This is a genomic window from Bacillus paralicheniformis, from assembly GCF_001042485.2.
Taxonomy (GTDB): Bacteria; Bacillota; Bacilli; order Bacillales; family Bacillaceae; genus Bacillus; species Bacillus paralicheniformis.
The window spans coordinates 15,652-35,486 of the sequence record NZ_LBMN02000023.1 but is presented as its reverse complement, the minus strand read 5'-3'; the positions used below and the strand labels follow the sequence as shown (position 1 = coordinate 35,486).

Genomic DNA, 19,835 nt, shown 5'->3' with positions numbered 1-19,835 from the left:
GGTTTATCCCTTCGTTCCGCCGGATGTCAAACCGGACACAAAGTTCTTTTGGAGAAAGAAGAACAAGATGCAAATCGGCAGAGCCGCAAGAATCGCGCCCGCTGCAAACAGCGCGACTTTTTGCTGCTGCGGATTGGAGATGAATGTCTGCAAACCGACGGCGATGGTCAGGCTTTCCGGCGAGCGAAGCAGAAATTTCGCCAGCAGATAGTCGCCGAACGGCCCCATAAACGCCCACAGCGCCTGGACAGCAAGCATCGGTTTCACAAGCGGCAGAACGACCGAAGCAAAGATCCGCAGGTGCCCCGCTCCGTCAATCCGCGCCGCTTCATCGATTTCTCTAGGCACTGTATCAAAGTAGCCCTTCATCAGCCATGTGTTCATCGGAATTCCGCCGCCGATATAGATTGCAGTTAAAAACCAATATTGGTCCAAAGCTCCGATCAGCATGGCCAGGACGTAAAAAGCGGTCAGCGCCGCCATCGTCGGCACCATTTGAATGATCAAAAAGAAAATGAGACTCTTTTTTCGGCCCGCAAACCGGTAGCGGCTGTACGTATAGCCGGCAAGCGTCACAATCGTCACCTGGAACACCATGACAGACAGCGCGATCACAAGCGTATTCCCGTACCAGTTGAGGTAAAGCGTCTCTTCAAACAGCCGCTTAAAGTGGTCCAATGTCCATTGGCCCGAAAAATCGAGTGTAAAAGCCGCTACATTCCCGACCCGAAATGCGGATGATGCCGTAATCAAAAGCGGATAAATAATCACGATGCTTAAAAACGTCAAAAATATATAGGTCAAAACCTTGTTCAGAATCCCGGTGAACCGCGTATTTTTGAAAATCCCTCTCATCTACATGACCTCCTCATTGCCAAAGGCATTCGATTTCTTAAAAGCAATCAGGGAAACCCCGATGACAATGAAAGAAATGAGCAGTGTGACAGCAGCCGCCACGGAATACTGCGGCGACGTTCCCGTCGTCAGCTTATAGATCCAGGATATTAAGATGTCGGTTGACCCAGCTCCGGCCCCCGCACTCCCCGGACCGCCCTCATTAAATAAATAGATGATCGAGAAGTTATTGAAATTAAACGTATACTGGGTAATCATCACCGGTGCGGTCGCAAATAAAATCATCGGCAGCGTAATGTGTTTAAAGCGCTGAATAAATGTCGCGCCGTCAATTTTTGCCGCTTCATAAAGCTCTCCGGGAATCGCCTGAAGCACCCCTGTCACCATGACATAAATGTATGGAAAACCGAGCCACGTCTGAATCATAATCAAAGCCGTCTTCGTCCAGAACGGATCGGTCTTCCATGCGACAGCCGGGATATCGACGAACGGGAGCTGGTTCAAAAGCGGGATCACTTGGACGTTCATCGCGCCCGCCGAGTCATTAAAAATGTTGGCAAAGCTCATAATCGTAATAAATGCCGGAACGGCCCACGGAAGCAGGAAAATGATCCGGAACATCCGCTTGCCTTTAATAAAGTTTTGATTGACGACCAACGCTGTCACGATGCCGAGAACAATTTGCAGCGTTGTCGCACAGATCGTCCAGATGATCGTCCAGCCCAGTACATCGGCGAATGTTTGCCGATACGAGCCAAGGAAAAAGATATTCATGAAATTTTTAAAGCCGACCCAGTCGATGAGACTGTTAGGCGGAATATGATAAAAATCGTAGTTTGTAAACGCGATAAACAGAGTCACCAGCACCGGAAAAATAATTACAAACACCATCATGAGGTATGCCGGCAGCGTAAATAAATACGGAAACCCTTTGTCACCTGCATTTCTGATCATGTCCCCGGCCGTCTCGCTGATTTTCAAACCCGCCGCTTTCATCGCGGCGGTCTTCCGGGCATCATACAGATTAAAGATGTAAAACATCAGAAAAACGAGCGTCAATATCAATTGCAGCGTGCCCTCTATCAACAGAAACAGCGAGTGATCTTCTCCCGGGACAGTCCCCAGCGTCGCGAGGCCGATCAGCGCCTGATAACCGAAAACCGCTAACTCACAAATAAACAAGCCTGTGATGACAAGAAAAAGGATCCCCTTTGAAAACTGCCGGTTTGCAATCTGGCCAGCACCGGGAATAATCGATAACAGCGCTGCCTTCCGGCTCCGTTTTGCAAGTGTTTGGTCTTTGTTCATTTTTTTCGCCCTCTATTCTTCCGGACGCTAAAACCGCCGTTTTATTTCACATACTTTTCTTTAATGTTTTCTTTAATTACACGGACGGCATCATCCGCTGATTGCTGTGCCGATTTTTTCCCTGCTGCCGCGTCAAATATCAGGCTTTCTGCACCTGTCCATACCTCGGCCATCTCCGGAATGTTCGGAGTCGGAGTCGCCGTTTCGTATTGTGTGATGACCGCCGACGTCAGCTCGCTTTTTTGCTCCCCTGCTTTTTTTCGTGCGGCGAGGTTGGCCGGAACTTCGTTCGTATCTTCATAAAAACGGTAAGCATTTTCGTCATTTGCGGCATATTGCAGCCACTTTTCAGCAAGCTCTGCCTCTTTCGTATATTTAGAGGCGACCCAGCCTTTTCCGCCTGCAAACGGAGCATATTCTTTTCCGTTTGGCAATGTCGGGATTTTCGCGGCACCGTAGTTCAAACCGGCTTCTTTATAATTGGAAGCTGACCAGGGACCTCCGATAACAGCAGCTGCTTTTCCGTCCATAAAGGTCTGCTGGATAAAATCGTCAGCGCTCGTATTGTCCTGCATGCCTTTCGGCCAATATTCACTGAACCATTTCTCGGCGTATTCCACCGCTTCCACGGCCCCGTTGTTGTTCAGACCGATGTCTCCGGAATCCGTGCCGTCAGCTCCGAATACATATCCCCCGTATCCCGCCATTAAACCGTATGACATGTAAAAGTCCGTCCACTTTGCGAGAAAAGCGGTCGATTTTCCTTTTTCCGAAGAAAAAGCGAACCTCTTGTCTTTTGTTAAATCCTCAAGCTCGTTAAAGGTTTTTGGCGGCACTTTTAACAGGTCTTTATTGTAATAGAGTACGAGAGTTTCAATAACAAGCGGGATTCCGTAGACTTTTCCGTCAACTGTTACTTGCTGCATTTCTTTGTCGCCGAAGCTTTTAGTCTCAGACGGTTTGACTTCCAGCAAATGCCCTTGCTGTCCTAAGCCGCCGATACGGTCGTATGCCGCAAGCATGACATCGGGCGCATTGCCTGCCGGGCCGTCAAGAGGAAGCGCTTCAAGCTGATCGAACATTGGCTTTTCAACAATTTTGACTGTCACATCATTCTCTTTTTCAAAACCTTCCTTTATGCTTTCAACGTAAGGTTTATAGACCTCTTCTACAGACACGGTCAGCACTTTTTTCCCGCCGTTGCCCCCCGTTTCCTTTGAACTTGAACAGGCGGCAAGACCGAACAGCAGAACTGTCGCCAGCATCGCTAAAAATCCTTTTTTTAAATGTTGCATCTTTTTTCCCCCTTCTATCTTAGAATCTGAGACAATTGTAATCCTCGATAGAAAGCGGTTACAATAGTTTAAATTCTGTTACCGGTAACAGAATTTAAACCGCCCCCAAAATGAAAAACCCGCCTGGCTGTATGTCGACCGCATCATCATGATGGAGCGCTTCTTCCGACCACGCATCATATATTCTTTTGTCGCTTGCAATCTTCAAATCCCGCAATCTGACACGGCGCACCTCGCTGCCCTGGTGGAAGAAGTAGATCAGCTCTTTTTCTTCATCCGTTCGGGAAAAACTGACAAAATCGTTTTCGTCGTCAACCAGCCTCCACTCGAGCGTTCCATATGTCAATACATCATTTTCTTGTTTTCGCAAAGCGATCAGCCGTTTCATAAATGTGAGCATCTCTTGATTCTGTTTCTCTTCTTCCCAAACCATGCACTTCCGGCACAATGGGTCATCCCCGCCGTCCAGCCCGATTTCGGTTCCGTAATAAATGCACGGCGAGCCTGTCTGAGCAAACATAAATGCCAAAAGAGAGCGTACTTTTTTCTCATCTCCTCCGCATCTTGTCAAAATCCGCTTCGTGTCATGGCTGTCCAGCAAATTAAACATCACCTCATTGACCTGCTTCATCCCGCTCATGAGATGCGAATTGATGCGGCTCGCCATTTGCGAAGCTGAAATCGATCCGTCTGCAAAATAGTCAATCATCGGTTCTGTGAACGGGTAGTTCATAACCGAATGAAATTCGTCTCCTCTAAGCCACGGATCAGCCTGATGCCAGATTTCGCCCAATATAAAAATGTCGGGCTTTTCTGCAGTAACGGCTTGACGGAACTTCTTCCAAAACGCATGATCGACTTCATTTGCCACATCCAAACGCCAGCCGTCGATATCAAATTCGCGTATCCAGTACAGCGCGATATCAAGTAAATAAGCCTGAACTTCCGGGTTGGCGGTATTGAGCTTCGGCATCTCGGGCGTAAACGCAAATGTATCGTAGCCGCCTTCTTTAACAGGAAAAGAATGAACATGAAACCAGTCTTTATAACGGGACTTTTCACCGTTTTTGACGACATCCTGCCACTCTCGCGAAGCGCTGCCGATGTGATTAAAAACAGCGTCAAGCATGATCTTCATTCCCCGCTCGTGAAGCCGGCTGACCAGCGTGCGAAAGAGTTCCTCATCGCCAAAATGCGGATCGATCGAGCAATAGTCCAATGTATCGTATTTATGGTTGGAAGGCGCGGCAAAGATCGGCGTCAAATAAATGCCGCCTACCCCCAAGTCTTCCAGATAGTCCAGTTTGTTTATGATCCCCTGCAAATCCCCTCCGAAAAAATCGTCCACCTCGGGGTCCTTGCTTCCCCATGGCAAAGCGTTTTCCGGAGACAAATCCTCTCGGCCGCTGGCAAAGCGCTCCGGAAAAATTTGATACCAGACGGTTGATTTGACCCAGTCAGGTGCATTAAACGTATCTGCCTCATGAACAAACGGAAATTTAAAACAGTACTTGGCCATATCTGCCGCTTTTCCGGCAAACGGACAGGCACCACTGCTTCCGTAAAAAGTGTCTTGACCATCAGCGCCTGTAAGGATAAACCCGTATTGCAGACGCCTGAATGGAGGCGCCACTTCGGCAAACCAGTAATCATGCGTGCTTGTCGCGGCAATTTTCGCCATCGCAAGCTCGTTCGCTTTCCATGTGCCGCCGGTGTGTTCGTAAGGATCTCCCCAAATCAAGCAGACGTGTTCGGCATCATTCTTTTTTGTACGGATTTTGATGTGCAATGTCCTTCCATCGTAAGAATAGGCATCAGAGCTGAAAGGCTGATGATGAATCGCTGCATATTCCATCATGTTTCCCCCTTTTTGGTTGTCCGGCTGTGATAAACCGGCTTTTATTCTGAAATTATCATGACGGCATAACAGGAACAATCATTTTCAGCTTGTTACCGGTAACAGAATGAGACCCTTACAAAGTCGATTCCCGGACAATAAGTTCCGGCTCAAAAAATTGATTGCCTTGCGACGCTCCGTCTTCATTGATTTTTTTCAGCAGGATTCTGGCGCAAGCCTCTCCCATTTCAACAACAGGCTGTCTGATCGTCGTCAGGCGAGGCGAAGCGATCCGGTCGAGAAACACCCCGTCATAGCCGGTAACCGCGACATCTTCCGGAATTTTTTTGCCGAGCAATTGCGCCGCACGGATGACCCCGAGCGCGATGCGGTCGGAAGCGCAAACCACGGCTGCCGGTGCATCAAGGGATGCCAGCACTTCCAGTGCGCGTGCTTCACTTTTTTTCGAACTGTTTTCCATCCGGAAAATCGCCGCTTTTTTCAGACTGCCTTCCATCGCCTGAAGGTAGCCTTTTTCCCTTGACCGTTCAAAGGGTTCATCCAAATCGATTCCAAAAAAGACGACATTGCGGACGCCCAGCCCAATGACGTGGCGTGTTGCCATATAGGTACCTTTTTCATTGTTAACATCAATAAAATCATAGCCCATTTCATTTTGGCCAAATACAACGACAGGCTTTTCAAATACTTTAATCAGCCCTTCAAAATCGGCTTTTCTCAATCCCGTCGCTATAATGCCGTCACACTGGCCGATATTGAGAGATTTCCTTGTGACAAGCTGCAAAGCATAATGGTGACGGTCCAGCTCGCGGCTGATTCCCGTTAACAGGTTCATATAATAAGGTTCAGTCGTATCCATTTCTTCCAGTATGAGCAGCTTGACGACCTGTGTTCTGTTTTGAACGAGCGCTCTTGCTGCATAGTTCGGTATATAATTGAGCTCCTTCATTGCGGAATGAACAAGCTTTTTCAATTCATCCGTCACAGTCTCAGGATGATTGATCACCCGCGATACCGTCATTTTCGATACATTTGCTTTCTTTGCTACATCAGATAACGTTGCCATTTCATCCCCGCCTTACCTATACGATTCAAACTGTCAGCTAGTCCTTCCTGAGGGCTGATGACACCTTGTTAAAATTAATTATAAGATGGAATCAAAGAAATTTTATAAGAAGGAGAAAATAAAAAAACGGATTTCCTTTAGGAAATCCGTCCTATCACTCTTTTCTTCTATCTTTGAACATAGATCGAAACCGATCCGCCGTTTACGTGAAACTCTCCCCAGCCTTCTGCATTGATGACAACAGAATCGGAACGGTTTCCGGTGATGTCATGCCATGTCTCACCGGCGTTTTGCCGGCCGACATACATTCGCTTTGTCCCGCCGGGTCCGTCTGTTATTAACGCCGCCAAACCAGAATTTGCAACCGAGCTGTCGCCTTCCCTCGTCCAGCCGACAATGTCATGATGATCGAAATAATCATGCTGTGCTCCGTACGCATATTGTATTCTCGCTTTTAAGATCGGTTCGATTTTGTGTTTCAGGGCAGGAATTTCGCGCTGCGAGGCTCCTTTCGTCCCGTACATATCCCCGTAGAAAATCTGCGGGTAGCCTGCTTCTCTTGTCAAAATAAAAGCGTAAGCCAGCGGCTTAAACCATGTTTGGACAGTCGACTCAAGCGATTGCCCCGGCTGTGTATCATGGTTATCAACAAACGTAACCGCTTTCACAGGATGCTTGGAAACGACTGTTCCGTTCAGCAATTTCCTCATATCATAGCCGCCTCCCTGTGTCGATGCAGCATGGAACTGGTAATGAAGCGGCACGTCAAACACTGAATGATTAAAGTTTGTTTTGTTCAAATAGTTTTCCAGCGCACCTAAGTCATTCTGCCAATATTCGGCTACCGTAAACATTTCCTTTCCTGTTTTTTCCCTGACATGATTGACCCAATCCCGCAAAAAAGAAAATTTAATGTGTTTGACGGCATCAAGGCGGAATCCGTCCAATTGCAGCTCATTGGCATACCACGTTCCCCATCTCTTTATTTCTGCCGTGACATCAGGATGATCATAATCGATGTCGGCATACATCAAGTAATCATAGTTGCCGTTTTCATTGGAAACTTCCCAATCCCATGCCTTTCCTTGAAACTTATAGATGCGGTTCAGCTTTCGGGACTCGTCCCAATCGGTTCCGTCAAAATGGTACCAATGCCATTTGAAATCGCTGTATGTGCTGCCGCGCCCCGGGAATTGAAAATGTGTCCACGCTTTGATTCGCTGTTCTCCTGATGTTACGCGGTTGCGGTCGGCGGGATCGACTTCAACAGCCGTTACATCTTCGGTCGCATCAGCGCCGCCTTTGTGGTTGATGACTACATCGCCGTAAACGTTGATGTCCCGGGAATGAAGACTGTTGATCGCAGATTGCAGTTCTCCCTTTGTGCCGTACTTTGTCCGAACCGTCCCTTTTTGATGAAACTCCCCTAAATCATACAGATCGTAAGCGCCGTAGCCTACATCGTCTTGACTCGTTCCCTTATATGCCGGGGGAATCCAGACGGCAGTAATACCGTGTTCAGCCAAATATGCCGAGTCATTTTGTAAGCGTTTCCAATGTTGGCCGTCATTTGGCATGTACCACTCAAAATATTGCATCAGCGTCCCATTAAGATTTGCCGCCGCAGCTGCAGAGTGAGGCAGCAAGAAGATGAGCGCAAATAACAGCGGCAGCAATCGGGCATAAAGCCGTTTGTGTTGTTTCATGATTTTCCTCTCCCCTTTCAAAGTGAAACACATGCTATTGTATAAATATTTTGAATTTTTAACAAATATCGTTTTCCCTATATTTTCTTGCAACAGAAAAGCGCCGATATGGCGCTTTCTTCTCATTTATTCAATATCCTCTCTGCTTCTTCACTTCTTCAAGCTGAGATACAGTTACCAATTGATAGCCCTTTGCTTTCAGCTTTTTAATAATCTCTTCCGCCGCTTCTGCGGACGTTGCATAAATATCGTGCATTAAGACGATTTTTCCGTCTCCCGCATGACTCATGACATGATTGACAATCTTTTGTTTATTTCTGTACTTCCAATCTTCCGGATCAACATCCCACAACGAGACCTTCAGATTGGAAAGCGAGCGGACGGAATCATTGATTCCGCCATATGGAGGGCGCAAGTGTGCCGGCTGGTGTCCGCTGATTTTTTCGATCATTTCTTGCGTGTCGTTAATTTCCTGATACGCTTTTTCATTTGACAGCCTTGTCAATAACGGATGGTCCCAGGAATGGTTGCCGACTTCGTTTCCTTCCTTCAGCATTCGTTTTATCGTTTCGGGATAATATTGGGCTCTGCTTCCAAGCACAAAGAAGGTCGCATGCCCTTCATGCTTTTGTAAAGCATTCAATATTTTATTCGTTGTAGCGGGATTCGGGCCGTCATCAAATGTGAGAGCAATCACTTTTTCATCAGGATTTATTTTCGCCTGTTTCGGAAGGGGGACAGGCTCCTGCTCTCGTTTGGCCTGAAGACGGCTCTTTTTCATATCCTGATATTGGTCTTTTAAAATATCTTTTACCCATTCTTTTTTTATTTTTACAGACTGCTCAAGACCGGTTTGTTTTTTCTCAAAATAAAATTCGACTTCGTTTTCCAGGAGCGCGAAGCGGCTGAAATGCTCTTCCTGAGGGCTTGTCCCTTCTTTTAATAAAGCCGTGTCGGCAGACGGATTCCGATTTTTCAATTCCTGATAGGCAATGCTTGAAATCCTGTTCAGAAAATCTGAATTTTCTTCGAACAGGTCTTGAAGGGACAGCAGCTTTTTCTGTTTTAAATCGGCGTTAAACGTCTTGACAGACGTTGTACCCGAAACGCCCCCGGCCTCTATGTATTGATTCAGCACCACACTGGCTGCATCTTTTGTGTAATAGACAACCTTATATTTGATGTTCAGTTCAAAAGGCCCGTCTTTATGCTGAGCCTGGGCCTTTGCATTATCCTCTTTAAAACTGGCCAATTCTTGATTCACATAATCTTTTATTTGTTCATCGATTTCTTTTATGCGAAATACCGGATAGTGGATGGCATACCGCTCTTGTTTGCTGTCGCTGACCATGGATTCGACGCCGAGGCCGGATTGTCCGCCGTCTTTTTTTGGTTGAGGGGGCTCTTGACTGTTGCTTGACACCTTATTGTAAGAGTACCCCGCCAAACCTATTAATATCGTTAAAAAAATCAACATTTTAACCCATCGAAATGATGGTTTGCCAGACATCGCTGCTCACTCTCCTGTTTCATGACTTGCTTTCTCTGTTTCTATTACAAATATTGTTTCTCATACCGGGACTAATATAAAAGCGTCGACGGAAGCTTTATTTCCTGATTTCCGGCCGCATACGGGGCGATATCATACTGCTGAAATACAATTGAAATTCCGCTGCTTGTATAATAGAAAGCCGTGTGTTCATCCAAGCGGATATCGCTCTTTTTAAGATCAGAATAAAACTGTTCCGGATGTTCGTTGATATAGCTGAAAATATAGTTTTTTGCTTTTTCGATTTTTGCCTGATTGTTTAATACGTCAGTCAGCACGACTTGTTTGCGCTTGTCAAAGTCAAAGTTGTAGGATGTAGCGGCCGTGCGCGCCGCCGGAGAACTGATAGTCATAGATTAAAAAGCTCAGTTTGCCTTCCTCGTTGTATTTGACTTTGTAGGACGTTTCATAGACGTTCTCCTCGTCCTTATCCTTCTTTTCGGCATCTTTAACGATTTTTTGAAATTCTTTATAAGAGTTTTTTAAATGAAGTTTTACCGCTTCGTTGGCCAGCTGGGCATCTTCTTCCTTCAAATCGCTGAATACCGGAAAAGAAAGCGAACTGATGTCTTTGTAATATTCCGTGTGAATCGCGGCTTTTCTATTTTGTGAAGCGTTTATTTGAGATGTTCCTTTATTGATGATGAATAGCAGCGATGCTGTGAGTACAAGGAATCCTAAAATAGCCATCGCTTTTTTCATAAGCATGCTCCTTTGTCAATCTTCTTTTAAACTCGTAACATATCATTTTCTTTTGTAACACAAATGTAATATTTATTTCATATTTGTAATGATACCCACTTTTAAATCCCCCGTCAACTTTTTTGGGTAAAAATTTCTTCTGACGGCAAAAATAAGACACTCTCAATTCCTGAGAGTGGCGTTAACGGAATGATGAATGAGACGTGCGTCTTCACGCTTTTTTTGAGGGGCTTTAAAGGCGGAAAAACGCAGGCCGCGGACTTCGTGATCAGTCTGACCGGAGTCTTCATTTTAGCCGTATTGTTTCAGCATGTCGGATAATGTCCGCTTCATCCTTTCGATTAATTCGGAAGGCTTCTGAATAATTGCTTCCCGGCCGAATGAAATGAAATAATCCGCAAAAAAATCAATGTCCTTCGGCGCGATCTCTCCTTTCAGCACGCCGGACCCGTCTTCTTTTACATCCAGCTCAAGGTGCGGCCATTTGAGGGAACCGTGCCGTTCTACTCCTTTTTTTGTCAGCTCCGCGGATAATTCCAATGTCTCCCTTGGCCGGGACACAGCTGAAAAACGGTTCTTTAAATTAAGACCGGTCAAATCAAGCGGGGCCGTATGTTCATCAAGTTCGGCCCGCTTAATCCGGTCGCACCTGAAGATGCGGTAGTCTTGTCTTAAAAAACAGTAAGCCGGGCAATACCACTTCCCTTGATTGGCATAGATTCCGATCGGCTGAATGTTTCTCTTGCTTGCTGCGCCATTTGCTTCATATTCGATGATCAACACCTTTTGCTGAACTGCCGCTTCAAGCAGCACCTTTAAGACCGGAATGTCGTCTTTTTGCTCATAAGGCGTATAAAAAGCAACGCGATCCTTCATACTGTCAATCGCATTCCGGATGTCTCCTGTAAGGTTCAAATAAAATTTCTTTTTGATGGAGTCGTACTGAGCGTCAAACGGCAGGGATATATAATGCTTCAGCGCATCGATCGCAAAGAAGATGGCGATCGCTTCGTTCTCGCTGAAGGCGATGGGAGGAAGAATCCTTTCATTTAACACTTGATACCCTCCGTGGGGGCCGGTTTCAGAATAGAGGGGCACCCCCATTTCGCTGAGCTCTTGCAAATCCCTTAAAACCGTTCTCTTGGAAACGCCGAATTCCTGCGCCAGCTCCCCGACCGTAAATCGTTTTTTCCGGTTTACCATCATGATCATTTCATTCAATCGTTTCGCTTTAGACATGAAAACCTCCAATCATTTTTTAACCATGACATAAGTTGTCACTATTATAATATACAATCTTCTTAGATCAACAAAAAAAGGAGATGTTCGCTCTATGAAAACGCAATTTACACCTTACATCCTGATGAATGGAAGAGCAAAGGAAGCGATTGATTATTATCGTGATGTACTCGAGGCTGAAGTAAAGTTCAGTCAGACGATTGGCGAAGGCCCCGCAGATGAGGCGGCGAATTTTAAGGATGACGAATTGGCTTTCATCGCACACGCCGTTTTGACAATCGGCGACGCCGTCATGATGATCGCCGACATCATTCCTGAACTGCCTTTCCAAAGTGGAAACCAATTGTCCATTTGCGTAACGGCAGCTGACGTTTCTTCGGCCAAGCGGCTGTTTGGCAAGCTGAGCGAGCGGGGCGAGGTCAAGCTTGAGCTGAAGGAGACTTATTTCAGTCCCGCTTACGGCATTGTCACCGATCCGTTCGGCGTTACCTTTCAAATTTTTGCCGCGCGTCCCGCATAAATGAACAAATGAGACAGATCAAAAAAGGCCGGGTTTCATGAACCGGCCTTTTTTGCACGGAAAAATTTGCAGGGTTTTTTGGCTAAAAAGCGGTATTTGACCACAAAAATTTAAAAAACTGCGTTTTTTCAAATTCACTTGACAAAGGGCATTTATGGAAACGCCTCTTCTTTTTGGTATAATAAGGGGTAGCAACAGTTCGGTTCTATATAAGGGCGGTCGGCTCACCCTCCATCTCTTGGAGAGAAAGGGGGTGAGCATGTGACAGTATCAGAGGCGTTGCAACTCATGGTCTCTTTCGGCATTCTTGTCGTGGCAATTCTGTCATCGAACGACAAAAAAAAGTAAGATCGCCCTTGATTCCCACACCAAGACGATCTTACTTTTTAATTGGGATCTAAAAATAGAGCCGACTCCTTTTTACGGAGCCTCTCTGTTGCTTCCGGGAGATGTTGCCGCATCTTCCGGTTTTTTTCAGTTTACGCATTCATCTAAAGATTATTCTGTTTCACACCTTGAATATATCACGATTTCCTTTATTTATCAATATGGATGCGTTTATATAAAAATGGAGTCACGGTCAAATGCGATATGAGAAGATAAATTCCTGATGACAGGATCATCTGGTCAATCGTAACTTCAAAATCGGGAAAAGGCCTTTCTACATCAGAAAGGCCCCTCTTTTTTTACTCCCCGCTGCACATGTGAGGAGAGGTTGACCAATATCCCGGCTGACGTCAGCATGAACATTAACGAAGAACCTCCGTAGCTGACAAACGGAAGAGGAATTCCGGTAATGGGAAGAAGGCCGAAAACAGCGCCCAGGTTAAATAATGCCTGAATCATGATCTGAAATGTAATGCCGACCGCCAGCAGCTTTCCAAACGGATCATCGATTTGCGCAGCGATCTTAACACCTCTTAACATGATCAACAGGTAGGCCCCGATGATCATCAACAGCCCGACACCGCCGAGTTCTTCACTGATGACCGCCATGATAAAATCCGTATGGGCTTCAGGAAGAAACCCCAGCTTTTGAACGCTGTTCCCCAATCCATTCCCCCATACCCCGCCCGAATCAATGGCAAGGTAGGAATTGATCAACTGGTAGCCGTCTCCGTTTTCATTTTGAAAAGGATCGCTGAACGATGTCAGCCTTTTTAACCGGTACGACGCTGTCATAGCAAAATATGCGATGCCCGCCCCTGCCATTGTTCCGAGAAGCAGCAAGTGCCGTATTCTGAGACCGGCGCACAACAGAACCGCTCCGCAGCTTAACAGGATCGAAACAGCGGTGCCCAAGTCGGGCTGTTTTAAAATCAAAAAAAACACAGCGGCCAAAATGATCAGCGGCGGCATGACGCCCTTTCCAAAATCGGCGATGTATCTCTGCTTTTTTGCATACACATAGGCGAAATAAATAACCATCACAAGCTTCACAGCCTCGGACGGCTGGATCATGAGCGAACCGAGTTGAATCCACCTTTGAGAATTGTTTTTCTCCATCCCGATTCCCGGCAGCAAAACGAGAATCAGCAGCAAAAAAGAAAGCTTCACCAAAAAACGGATGAGTTTGCTGTAAGCTTTGTAAGGGAAAAAGACGGCAGCCGAAAAAAAGGTCAAACCGATGAGCAGCCACTGCAGCTGCTTCATAAAAAAATAGCTGCCATCATGATACTTCATATATCCGAGGGGGTAGCCGGCACTGTATACCATCAGCAAGCCAAACGAGGATAAAAACAGAACCGAAGCAATCAATACATAATCCAGTTTCTTTAGATGGGAAAGAATCATTTTGTGCACCTTCATCCCCAGTCATTCCCAAACATGTAATGTTTAGATCTGATATTCACACTGAAAACGAGACCTAAGGCGATCATGTTGGTCAGCAGCGCGCTGCCGCCATAGCTGATAAACGGAAGAGCGAGCCCTGTGATCGGCATTAACCCGATCGTCATCCCGATATTTTGGAACACTTGGAATACAATCAACCCCGCAACCCCCGCACATATATAAAGACCGAACAGACTGTTGGACGAGATCGCGATCCTGATGATTCTGTAGATCATCAGAAAATAGAGACAGACTAATGTGACGGCACCCAAAAAGCCGAATTCTTCACCAATCACGGCGAAAATAAAATCGGTATGAGCCTCCGGAATCTTCCCTCCCTGCACTTGGGTTCCATGAGTAAAGCCGCTTCCTGACATCTGGCCCGATCCGATCCCCAATAACGCCTGCGTCAGCTGGTATCCATATGTAGAAGCATGTTCATGAGGACTGAGCCAGCCGTATATCCGGTCAAGCTGGTGAGGCTTAATTATCTTTGAAAAAATCTCAAAGTAATGATTGTGCAAATACGTCAAAAAGGCGACCAATCCCATGAATCCAAGCGACAAGGACATGATCATTCTCCCCGAAATCCCCGAGACAAGCATCAACGTGAATGCGATCGACAAAATCACCAATGCGGACCCTAAATCAGGCTGTACCAATATGAAGAAAAACGGAATCACCGTGTACACCATGATTTTCCCCGTCGGTATGATGCTCTCCGTGAAGGAGAACCTTTTATGCTGAAATTGGTTGAGTATCGAAGCCAACAGAAGAATCAAAATGATCTTCATAAATTCTGAAGGCTGGATTTCGATGACTCCGAAGCTGATCCACCTTTGTGAACCATTTTTATAAGTTCCAAAAAAATGAACGAGAATCAGAAGAAAAACGGCTCCCGCAAATAAACGAAGCGCCAATCGTTCTAGCAGCTCATAGTCGATGTAGGCCGTTCCCGCCATGACGCCAAACCCGACAAGATACCAAAAAACCTGCCGTTTCGCAAAATAAAAAGGGTCCTGTGTTTCATACTGGCCGGACCCGCTGTAAACGGCCAGCAGACTAATGATAAACAAACAAAATAGAATGAGCAGAAGGCTGACGTCAATGTTGATAGGCTTTCTTTTCATCTGTAACATGCTCCATCATGATTTATGTGACAGCTGGTTGAAAACGAATTGAACCGCTGCGGCATCATCAATATAGCCGATTGGAAAAATATAATCCGGTATGACATCAACAGAAACGATGAAATACAGCAAAGCGCCGCCCATCAGCAGCAATTCACGCGGCGTCCCCCGCCCTGAGGTAAATCGGCTGTACATGTCGTGCAAACGGGTCAGAAAAGGACCAATGCCGGCGACTTTCTCGACTTTGGATTCAAACTCAGCCAGAATGGTACGCTTTCCTTCTTCCGTCTGGGAATATTGTTCGTACTCATTCAATTTGTTTTTCAGTTCTTCCGTGGTAAAGGACCGATCATAGACATTTGAGGTTTGCAAAACATCTTCAATTTCGGCAACTGACGAGTGAATATCCTGACGTTCGCTTTCCCTCGTCTTCTCGATCGCATAGCCGGCCGCTGTCATCATCTCATCAAAAGAAACGCCGAGACTTTCTGAAAACCTTTGCAAATGGTTCAGGTTTGCTTTTCTTTTGCCATTGATGATTCTTGAGATGGTCGCTTTATCGATTTGAGTGCGTTCGCTCAATTCTCTTAAAGATAATGATCTTTTTCGCAAATGCTCTTTCAGCAGCGCCCCCAGCTGATTTTTCTTTTGTTCATCCACGAGCCTTTCTCCTCTCACACTAAAAATGTATCAATCTATCAGCCAAAAGGCCAAGTCGGTATAAATATATAGAACCGTTGTCAAAATGTCAACGAATAACCATAGACATCTGTTTTATCTCACTTATTCCACCCTATAATTGTTGACAAATAAACAAAAAAAGAGCGAGTCAAAACTCACTCCTTCACCGATATCAATCCAAACCCGTTTTAACGCCGAACCCGACAAGCACCAGCCCCGCGGCTTTTTGAAAGACCTTCTGGAATTTCACGCTTCTCAGCCATTTTTTTGCGAAATCGATCAAATATACGAGGATGAGGAACCAAAACACAGCAAGAAAGGTAAGGATTAAAGCGAGGATGATCAACTGCTGGTTGACGCTTTCTCTTAAATTAATAAATTGAGGCATAATCGTGATATAAACCAAAACAGTTTTCGGATTGAGAACGTTGCTGAACAATCCTTGCATAAACGAATCCTTATAATGCCGGCTTGATGCGTTTTCGGTTTTGTTCTTCTCGGCTTGTATGTCCTCCAAAGAAAACATTTTTTTCGCGAAAAAGCTTTTAATGCCTAAATATATTAAATAGGCCGCCCCCAAGTATTTGATCGTATTGAACAGAATCACCGATTTCGCAATCACCACCGCTAAGCCGAGAACGGCAATCAGCGTCCAGAAAGAAAGCCCTGTCGCCAAACCGAGAACATTGCAGCGCCCGGCGTTCGGCCCGTAGCGAAGCGTGTTTTTCACCACAAGCATCGTATCTGCTCCTGGTATCACCACCATCATGGCGGCAATCGATATGTATGACAGCAGGCTATCCATCAGATGTCTCCCCCCATACTGGTTTTATATAGTGACTACTTTAGTAACCACTTATTAAAAAGTGTATCAGCGGACTTGAAATAAATCAATACATCCAGCAAAATATGAGTGACAAAGGTAGCGACTCTTGTTGAAGCTGGAGGGCTTATGAAGGAAAACATATTAGACGTACTGAAAAACCTGAATTTCACCGAGTATGAGTCGAAAGCATACTTGGCGCTTTTGGAAGAATCGCCGCTGACAGGCTATGCGGTGGCAAAAAAATCGGGTGTTCCCCGGTCGAAAATATACGAAGTGCTGGAGAGCCTCGTGATCCGCGGCGATATCTTTGTCAGCTACGGCGGCACACCGCAGTACATCCCCGTTCCCGCCAAGGAACTGATTAAAAACCGGCGGCTGAAAGCGGAAGAGACTTTTGAACAGGCAGAAAAATATTTCGAGAAGTTTGAGCGCACTGCAAATGACCGGGAAAATATTTGGAACATCACCGGACGAAGCGAGATTATCGATAAAGTAAAGGCTTGTATATCATCAGCCGGAAAAAGGATTCTCCTCGAAATTTGGAAAGAGGATTTTCCTGAATTGGAGCCGGAACTCAAGCAGGCCGCAAAAAAAGGCGTCATCGTCACCATCATTGCGTACGGCGACATTGAAGCTGATTTCGCCAATGTCTATCTCCATGACAGCAGCACGCAAATTACAGAAGAGTACGACGGACGCTGGCTTGTATTCAGCGTCGACGATTCGGAAGTCGTGGCCGGCATTGTCTCGCACGGGAAAGACAGCCGCGCAGCCTGGACGATGCATGTAGGCTTGGTGATGCCGATTACCGAAGTGATGATTCATGATCTGTATCTGATGGAAATCATGAAGAAGCACAGAGAGGTATTGGAGGAAAGTTTCGGCGAAAACCTGATCCATTTGCGCCGAAAATTTTCGATTCATCCGGATTTCAAAAAGCATTATATGAAATAAAAGGCCCGCGCAAAGAAAGCGCGGGCCTTTTATAATTATGATCTTTCGGTTGCCTCCCAGCGGGATACTTCTTCCCTGACGAGCGGCGCCGTTTTTGTTCCAAAAAGTTCAATCGCCTTCATGACATCTTCGTGCGGCATCGAACCGACCGGAACGTGAAGCAAAAAGCGGGTGATCCCGACATTCTTGCGCAGGTGAATAATTTTTTCCGCCACCGTCTCGGGATCGCCTACATAGAGCGCCCCTTCAAAGCTTCTGGCTGCATCGAAGCTCGACCGGCTGTACGGCCCCCAGCCCCGCTCCCTCGCAAGTGTATTCATAGCCTGCTGGGTGGAAGGGAAAAACAGATCGGCGGCCGTCTCGGTATCCTCCGCAATAAAGCCGTGGGAATGGGAAGCGACTGTCAGCTTTGAGGCATCATGCCCTGCATGTTCCGCCGCTTTGTAATAAAGCTCAACAAGCGGGGCGAAATGCTGCGGACTCCCCCCGATAATCGCGAGAACCAGCGGCAGGCCGAGCAGGCCGGCGCGCACGACGGATTCCTGGTTTCCGCCGCTTCCGATCCATACAGGCAGCGGATTCTGAACAGGGCGCGGGTACACGCCTGTATTTTGAATAGCCGGACGATGTTTGCCGCTCCATGTGACCCTTTCCGACTTTTGCAGCTCGAGCAGCAGATCAAGCTTTTCTTCAAAGAGCTCATTATAATCATCTAAATCATATCCAAACAGCGGAAAGGATTCGATGAAAGACCCTCGGCCCGCCATGATTTCCGCCCTGCCGTTTGAAATCCCGTCGAGCGTCGCAAAATCCTGAAAAACACGGACGGGATCAGCCGACGACAGCACGGTGACCGCGCTCGTTAATCTGATGCGCTTCGTCTGTGCAGCCGCTGCGGCCAGGACGACGGCAGGAGAAGAAGCTGCGTAATCTTGACGATGATGCTCTCCAACTCCGAATACATCCAAGCCCACCTGATCGGCAAGGACGATCTCCTCCACTACTTCGCGCAGCCGCTCTGCATGGCTGATGGCTTTTCCGGTTTTGATATCAGGGGTCGTTTCTACAAAGGTGCTGATGCCTAATTCCATGTCGCTTTTCCTCCACATTGTTTCCTTTAATTATTCTGTACATCGTTGATTGATGTATGCCGTATTCTTTTCACCCGGCACTCACATTGTTATATATAGAATACGGCGGGCGTTCTGATCATGCAATTGATCCGACTTGTGAAACAGGATCAGCTTCTGCTCCATTTGTTTTCCAGCTTGGTCTGCCGGCAATCATGCCGGTCTGGTATTCATGCATTCACAAAGAAGATACCAGCTTACACAAGTTTCTGCCCGCAGTTCGGACAGAAGTTGGCTTCCCCCGTTTTCGTTCCACAGTTTGGACAGAAGTTCGGCTTTGTCCCTGCCTGCGGCGTGCTTTGGGGCGTTGGTGTCTGCGCCTGCTGATTTTGGTTCATCTGATTCATCATTTGGTTCGCTACGTTCATTCCCATCATCATGCCGGCCATATCGGATGCGGCACTGCCGCCTGTCATCTTTCCTGACGCCATGCCGTCTGTCATGGAGATCTGCTGATATCTGTTCAGATCGCCAACCATGCCGTGGGAAGCGTTCTTCGTGATCATGTCCTGGATTTCTTTCGGATAATTGAAACTCATGATGTTAAAGCCTGTAACCGTCATGCCGTCGCTGACAATCTCCATATCAAGGTCTTCCTTGATCCCTTTTGCGATATCAAAGGCGTTGGCTTGAAGGTTGAACATATCTTTTCCTTCTTTTGTGATCCACTTCATCAAAAGCTGATCAAGGATAGATGTGATCCGTATTTTGATATCTTCCACAACATACTGATCTTTCACACCGGCAATTTTATCGATTAATGCGACATAATCATTCACCTTAAAATTAAATGTGCCGTTCGCTCTGATCGGCATGCCACCCGGTAGTCCTGCAGCCGGGATATTGATGGCATTCTTCGTCCCCCATTTGACGGTAAACTCCTTCGTATTGACAAACAGGACTTCGGCGCGCATCCCGCTGTTAAAGCCAAATTTAAAACCTTTTAAAGTAGATAAAAAAGGAATAATTTCAGATTCAATATCATAGTCGCCTTCATCTTGGAATATGCCTTCAATTTTTCCATTGTTTAAAAAGACGGCATCCTGACCGGGACGAATGATCAGCCGGCTCCCCTTTTTGATTTCGCGGTTGTTCCATTTGTAGAAAATCATATCATCGCGAAATTCATCCCACTCTACTACATTTGCAAATTGATTTTTAAAAAACACCATTGAGCTCTTCC

General features: G+C 46.4%; 19 protein-coding genes. 3 read left to right on the top strand and 16 right to left on the bottom strand.

Features of this window, described 5'->3' with window-relative positions; all coding sequences use genetic code 11:
• Nucleotides 1-3: 3 nt before the first annotated feature.
• From ACH97_RS15445 to ACH97_RS15405, 10 genes are all read right to left on the bottom strand, one after another.
• Nucleotides 4-855 (bottom strand): sugar ABC transporter permease, encoded by an 852-nt coding sequence (locus ACH97_RS15445; protein ID WP_020450402.1) that lies wholly within the window; start codon nt 853-855, stop codon nt 4-6.
• Entirely contained in the window at nt 856-2,163 is a 1,308-nt protein-coding gene (locus ACH97_RS15440; protein WP_020450401.1) for a carbohydrate ABC transporter permease, read from the bottom strand. It lies immediately after the preceding gene.
• 41 nt (nt 2,164-2,204) lie between these two features.
• On the bottom strand, nt 2,205-3,458 hold the full coding sequence (locus ACH97_RS15435) for an extracellular solute-binding protein (protein WP_020450400.1): 1,254 nt from the start codon (nt 3,456-3,458) through the stop codon (nt 2,205-2,207).
• A 94-nt stretch (nt 3,459-3,552) separates the two neighbouring features.
• Nucleotides 3,553-5,316, bottom strand: a complete 1,764-nt coding sequence (locus ACH97_RS15430; protein WP_033155045.1) for a glycoside hydrolase family 13 protein — start codon at nt 5,314-5,316, stop codon at nt 3,553-3,555.
• A 115-nt stretch (nt 5,317-5,431) separates the two neighbouring features.
• Nucleotides 5,432-6,382, bottom strand: coding sequence for a LacI family DNA-binding transcriptional regulator (locus ACH97_RS15425; RefSeq protein WP_025810299.1), 951 nt, complete (start codon nt 6,380-6,382; stop codon nt 5,432-5,434).
• Between the two features lie 167 nt (nt 6,383-6,549).
• On the bottom strand, nt 6,550-8,088 hold the full coding sequence (gene amyS, locus ACH97_RS15420; RefSeq protein ID WP_025811956.1) for an alpha-amylase: 1,539 nt from the start codon (nt 8,086-8,088) through the stop codon (nt 6,550-6,552).
• Nucleotides 8,089-8,218: 130 nt separating this feature from the next.
• Complete coding sequence (locus ACH97_RS15415) at nt 8,219-9,598, bottom strand: polysaccharide deacetylase family protein (protein WP_020450396.1); 1,380 nt, start codon at nt 9,596-9,598, stop codon at nt 8,219-8,221.
• Nucleotides 9,599-9,669: 71 nt separating this feature from the next.
• On the bottom strand, nt 9,670-9,990 hold the full coding sequence (locus ACH97_RS24080; RefSeq protein WP_241494261.1) for an RsiV family protein: 321 nt from the start codon (nt 9,988-9,990) through the stop codon (nt 9,670-9,672).
• A complete protein-coding gene (locus tag ACH97_RS24075; protein WP_241494260.1) occupies nt 9,938-10,339 on the bottom strand; it encodes a DUF4163 domain-containing protein in 402 nt (133 codons plus the stop codon). The genes ACH97_RS24080 and ACH97_RS24075 overlap by 53 nt, the downstream gene beginning before the upstream one ends.
• 291 nt (nt 10,340-10,630) lie before the next feature.
• Nucleotides 10,631-11,578, bottom strand: coding sequence for a helix-turn-helix transcriptional regulator (locus ACH97_RS15405; protein ID WP_020450394.1), 948 nt, complete (start codon nt 11,576-11,578; stop codon nt 10,631-10,633).
• 94 nt (nt 11,579-11,672) lie between these two features.
• On the opposite strand from ACH97_RS15405, the gene ACH97_RS15400 reads away from it, so the two are divergent.
• Nucleotides 11,673-12,098, top strand: coding sequence for a VOC family protein (locus ACH97_RS15400; RefSeq protein ID WP_020450393.1), 426 nt, complete (start codon nt 11,673-11,675; stop codon nt 12,096-12,098).
• 261 nt (nt 12,099-12,359) lie between these two features.
• Entirely contained in the window at nt 12,360-12,446 is an 87-nt protein-coding gene (locus tag ACH97_RS24515) for a putative holin-like toxin (protein WP_003179417.1), read from the top strand.
• A gap of 318 nt (nt 12,447-12,764) precedes the next feature.
• Here ACH97_RS24515 and ftsW read toward each other — a convergent pair whose 3' ends face one another.
• The 4 genes from ftsW to ACH97_RS15380 all read right to left on the bottom strand — a co-directional run bounded on the left by ftsW (nt 12,765) and on the right by ACH97_RS15380 (nt 16,547).
• Nucleotides 12,765-13,907 (bottom strand): putative lipid II flippase FtsW, encoded by a 1,143-nt coding sequence (gene ftsW / locus ACH97_RS15395; protein ID WP_020450390.1) that lies wholly within the window; start codon nt 13,905-13,907, stop codon nt 12,765-12,767.
• Entirely contained in the window at nt 13,904-15,061 is a 1,158-nt protein-coding gene (rodA, locus tag ACH97_RS15390; RefSeq protein WP_020450389.1) for a rod shape-determining protein RodA, read from the bottom strand. The genes ftsW and rodA overlap by 4 nt, the downstream gene beginning before the upstream one ends.
• A gap of 15 nt (nt 15,062-15,076) precedes the next feature.
• The gene (locus tag ACH97_RS15385; RefSeq protein ID WP_020450388.1) at nt 15,077-15,721 is read right to left on the bottom strand and encodes a helix-turn-helix domain-containing protein; all 645 of its coding nucleotides are present in this window, start codon (nt 15,719-15,721) and stop codon (nt 15,077-15,079) included.
• Nucleotides 15,722-15,914: 193 nt separating this feature from the next.
• Nucleotides 15,915-16,547 carry a homoserine/threonine efflux transporter gene (locus ACH97_RS15380; protein ID WP_020450387.1) on the bottom strand — a complete coding sequence of 211 codons (633 nt, stop codon included), beginning with the start codon at nt 16,545-16,547 and terminating at the stop codon, nt 15,915-15,917.
• A 147-nt stretch (nt 16,548-16,694) separates the two neighbouring features.
• Between ACH97_RS15380 and ACH97_RS15375 the strand changes: the two genes are divergently transcribed.
• Nucleotides 16,695-17,522, top strand: a complete 828-nt coding sequence (locus ACH97_RS15375) for a TrmB family transcriptional regulator (protein ID WP_020450386.1) — start codon at nt 16,695-16,697, stop codon at nt 17,520-17,522.
• Between the two features lie 35 nt (nt 17,523-17,557).
• On the opposite strand, the gene ACH97_RS15370 is transcribed toward ACH97_RS15375, so the two are convergent.
• Both ACH97_RS15370 and ACH97_RS15365 read right to left on the bottom strand, forming a co-directional pair.
• On the bottom strand, nt 17,558-18,613 hold the full coding sequence (locus ACH97_RS15370) for an LLM class flavin-dependent oxidoreductase (protein WP_020450385.1): 1,056 nt from the start codon (nt 18,611-18,613) through the stop codon (nt 17,558-17,560).
• A gap of 236 nt (nt 18,614-18,849) precedes the next feature.
• Nucleotides 18,850-19,824, bottom strand: a complete 975-nt coding sequence (locus ACH97_RS15365; protein ID WP_020450384.1) for an SPFH domain-containing protein — start codon at nt 19,822-19,824, stop codon at nt 18,850-18,852.
• Nucleotides 19,825-19,835: the final 11 nt, after the last annotated feature.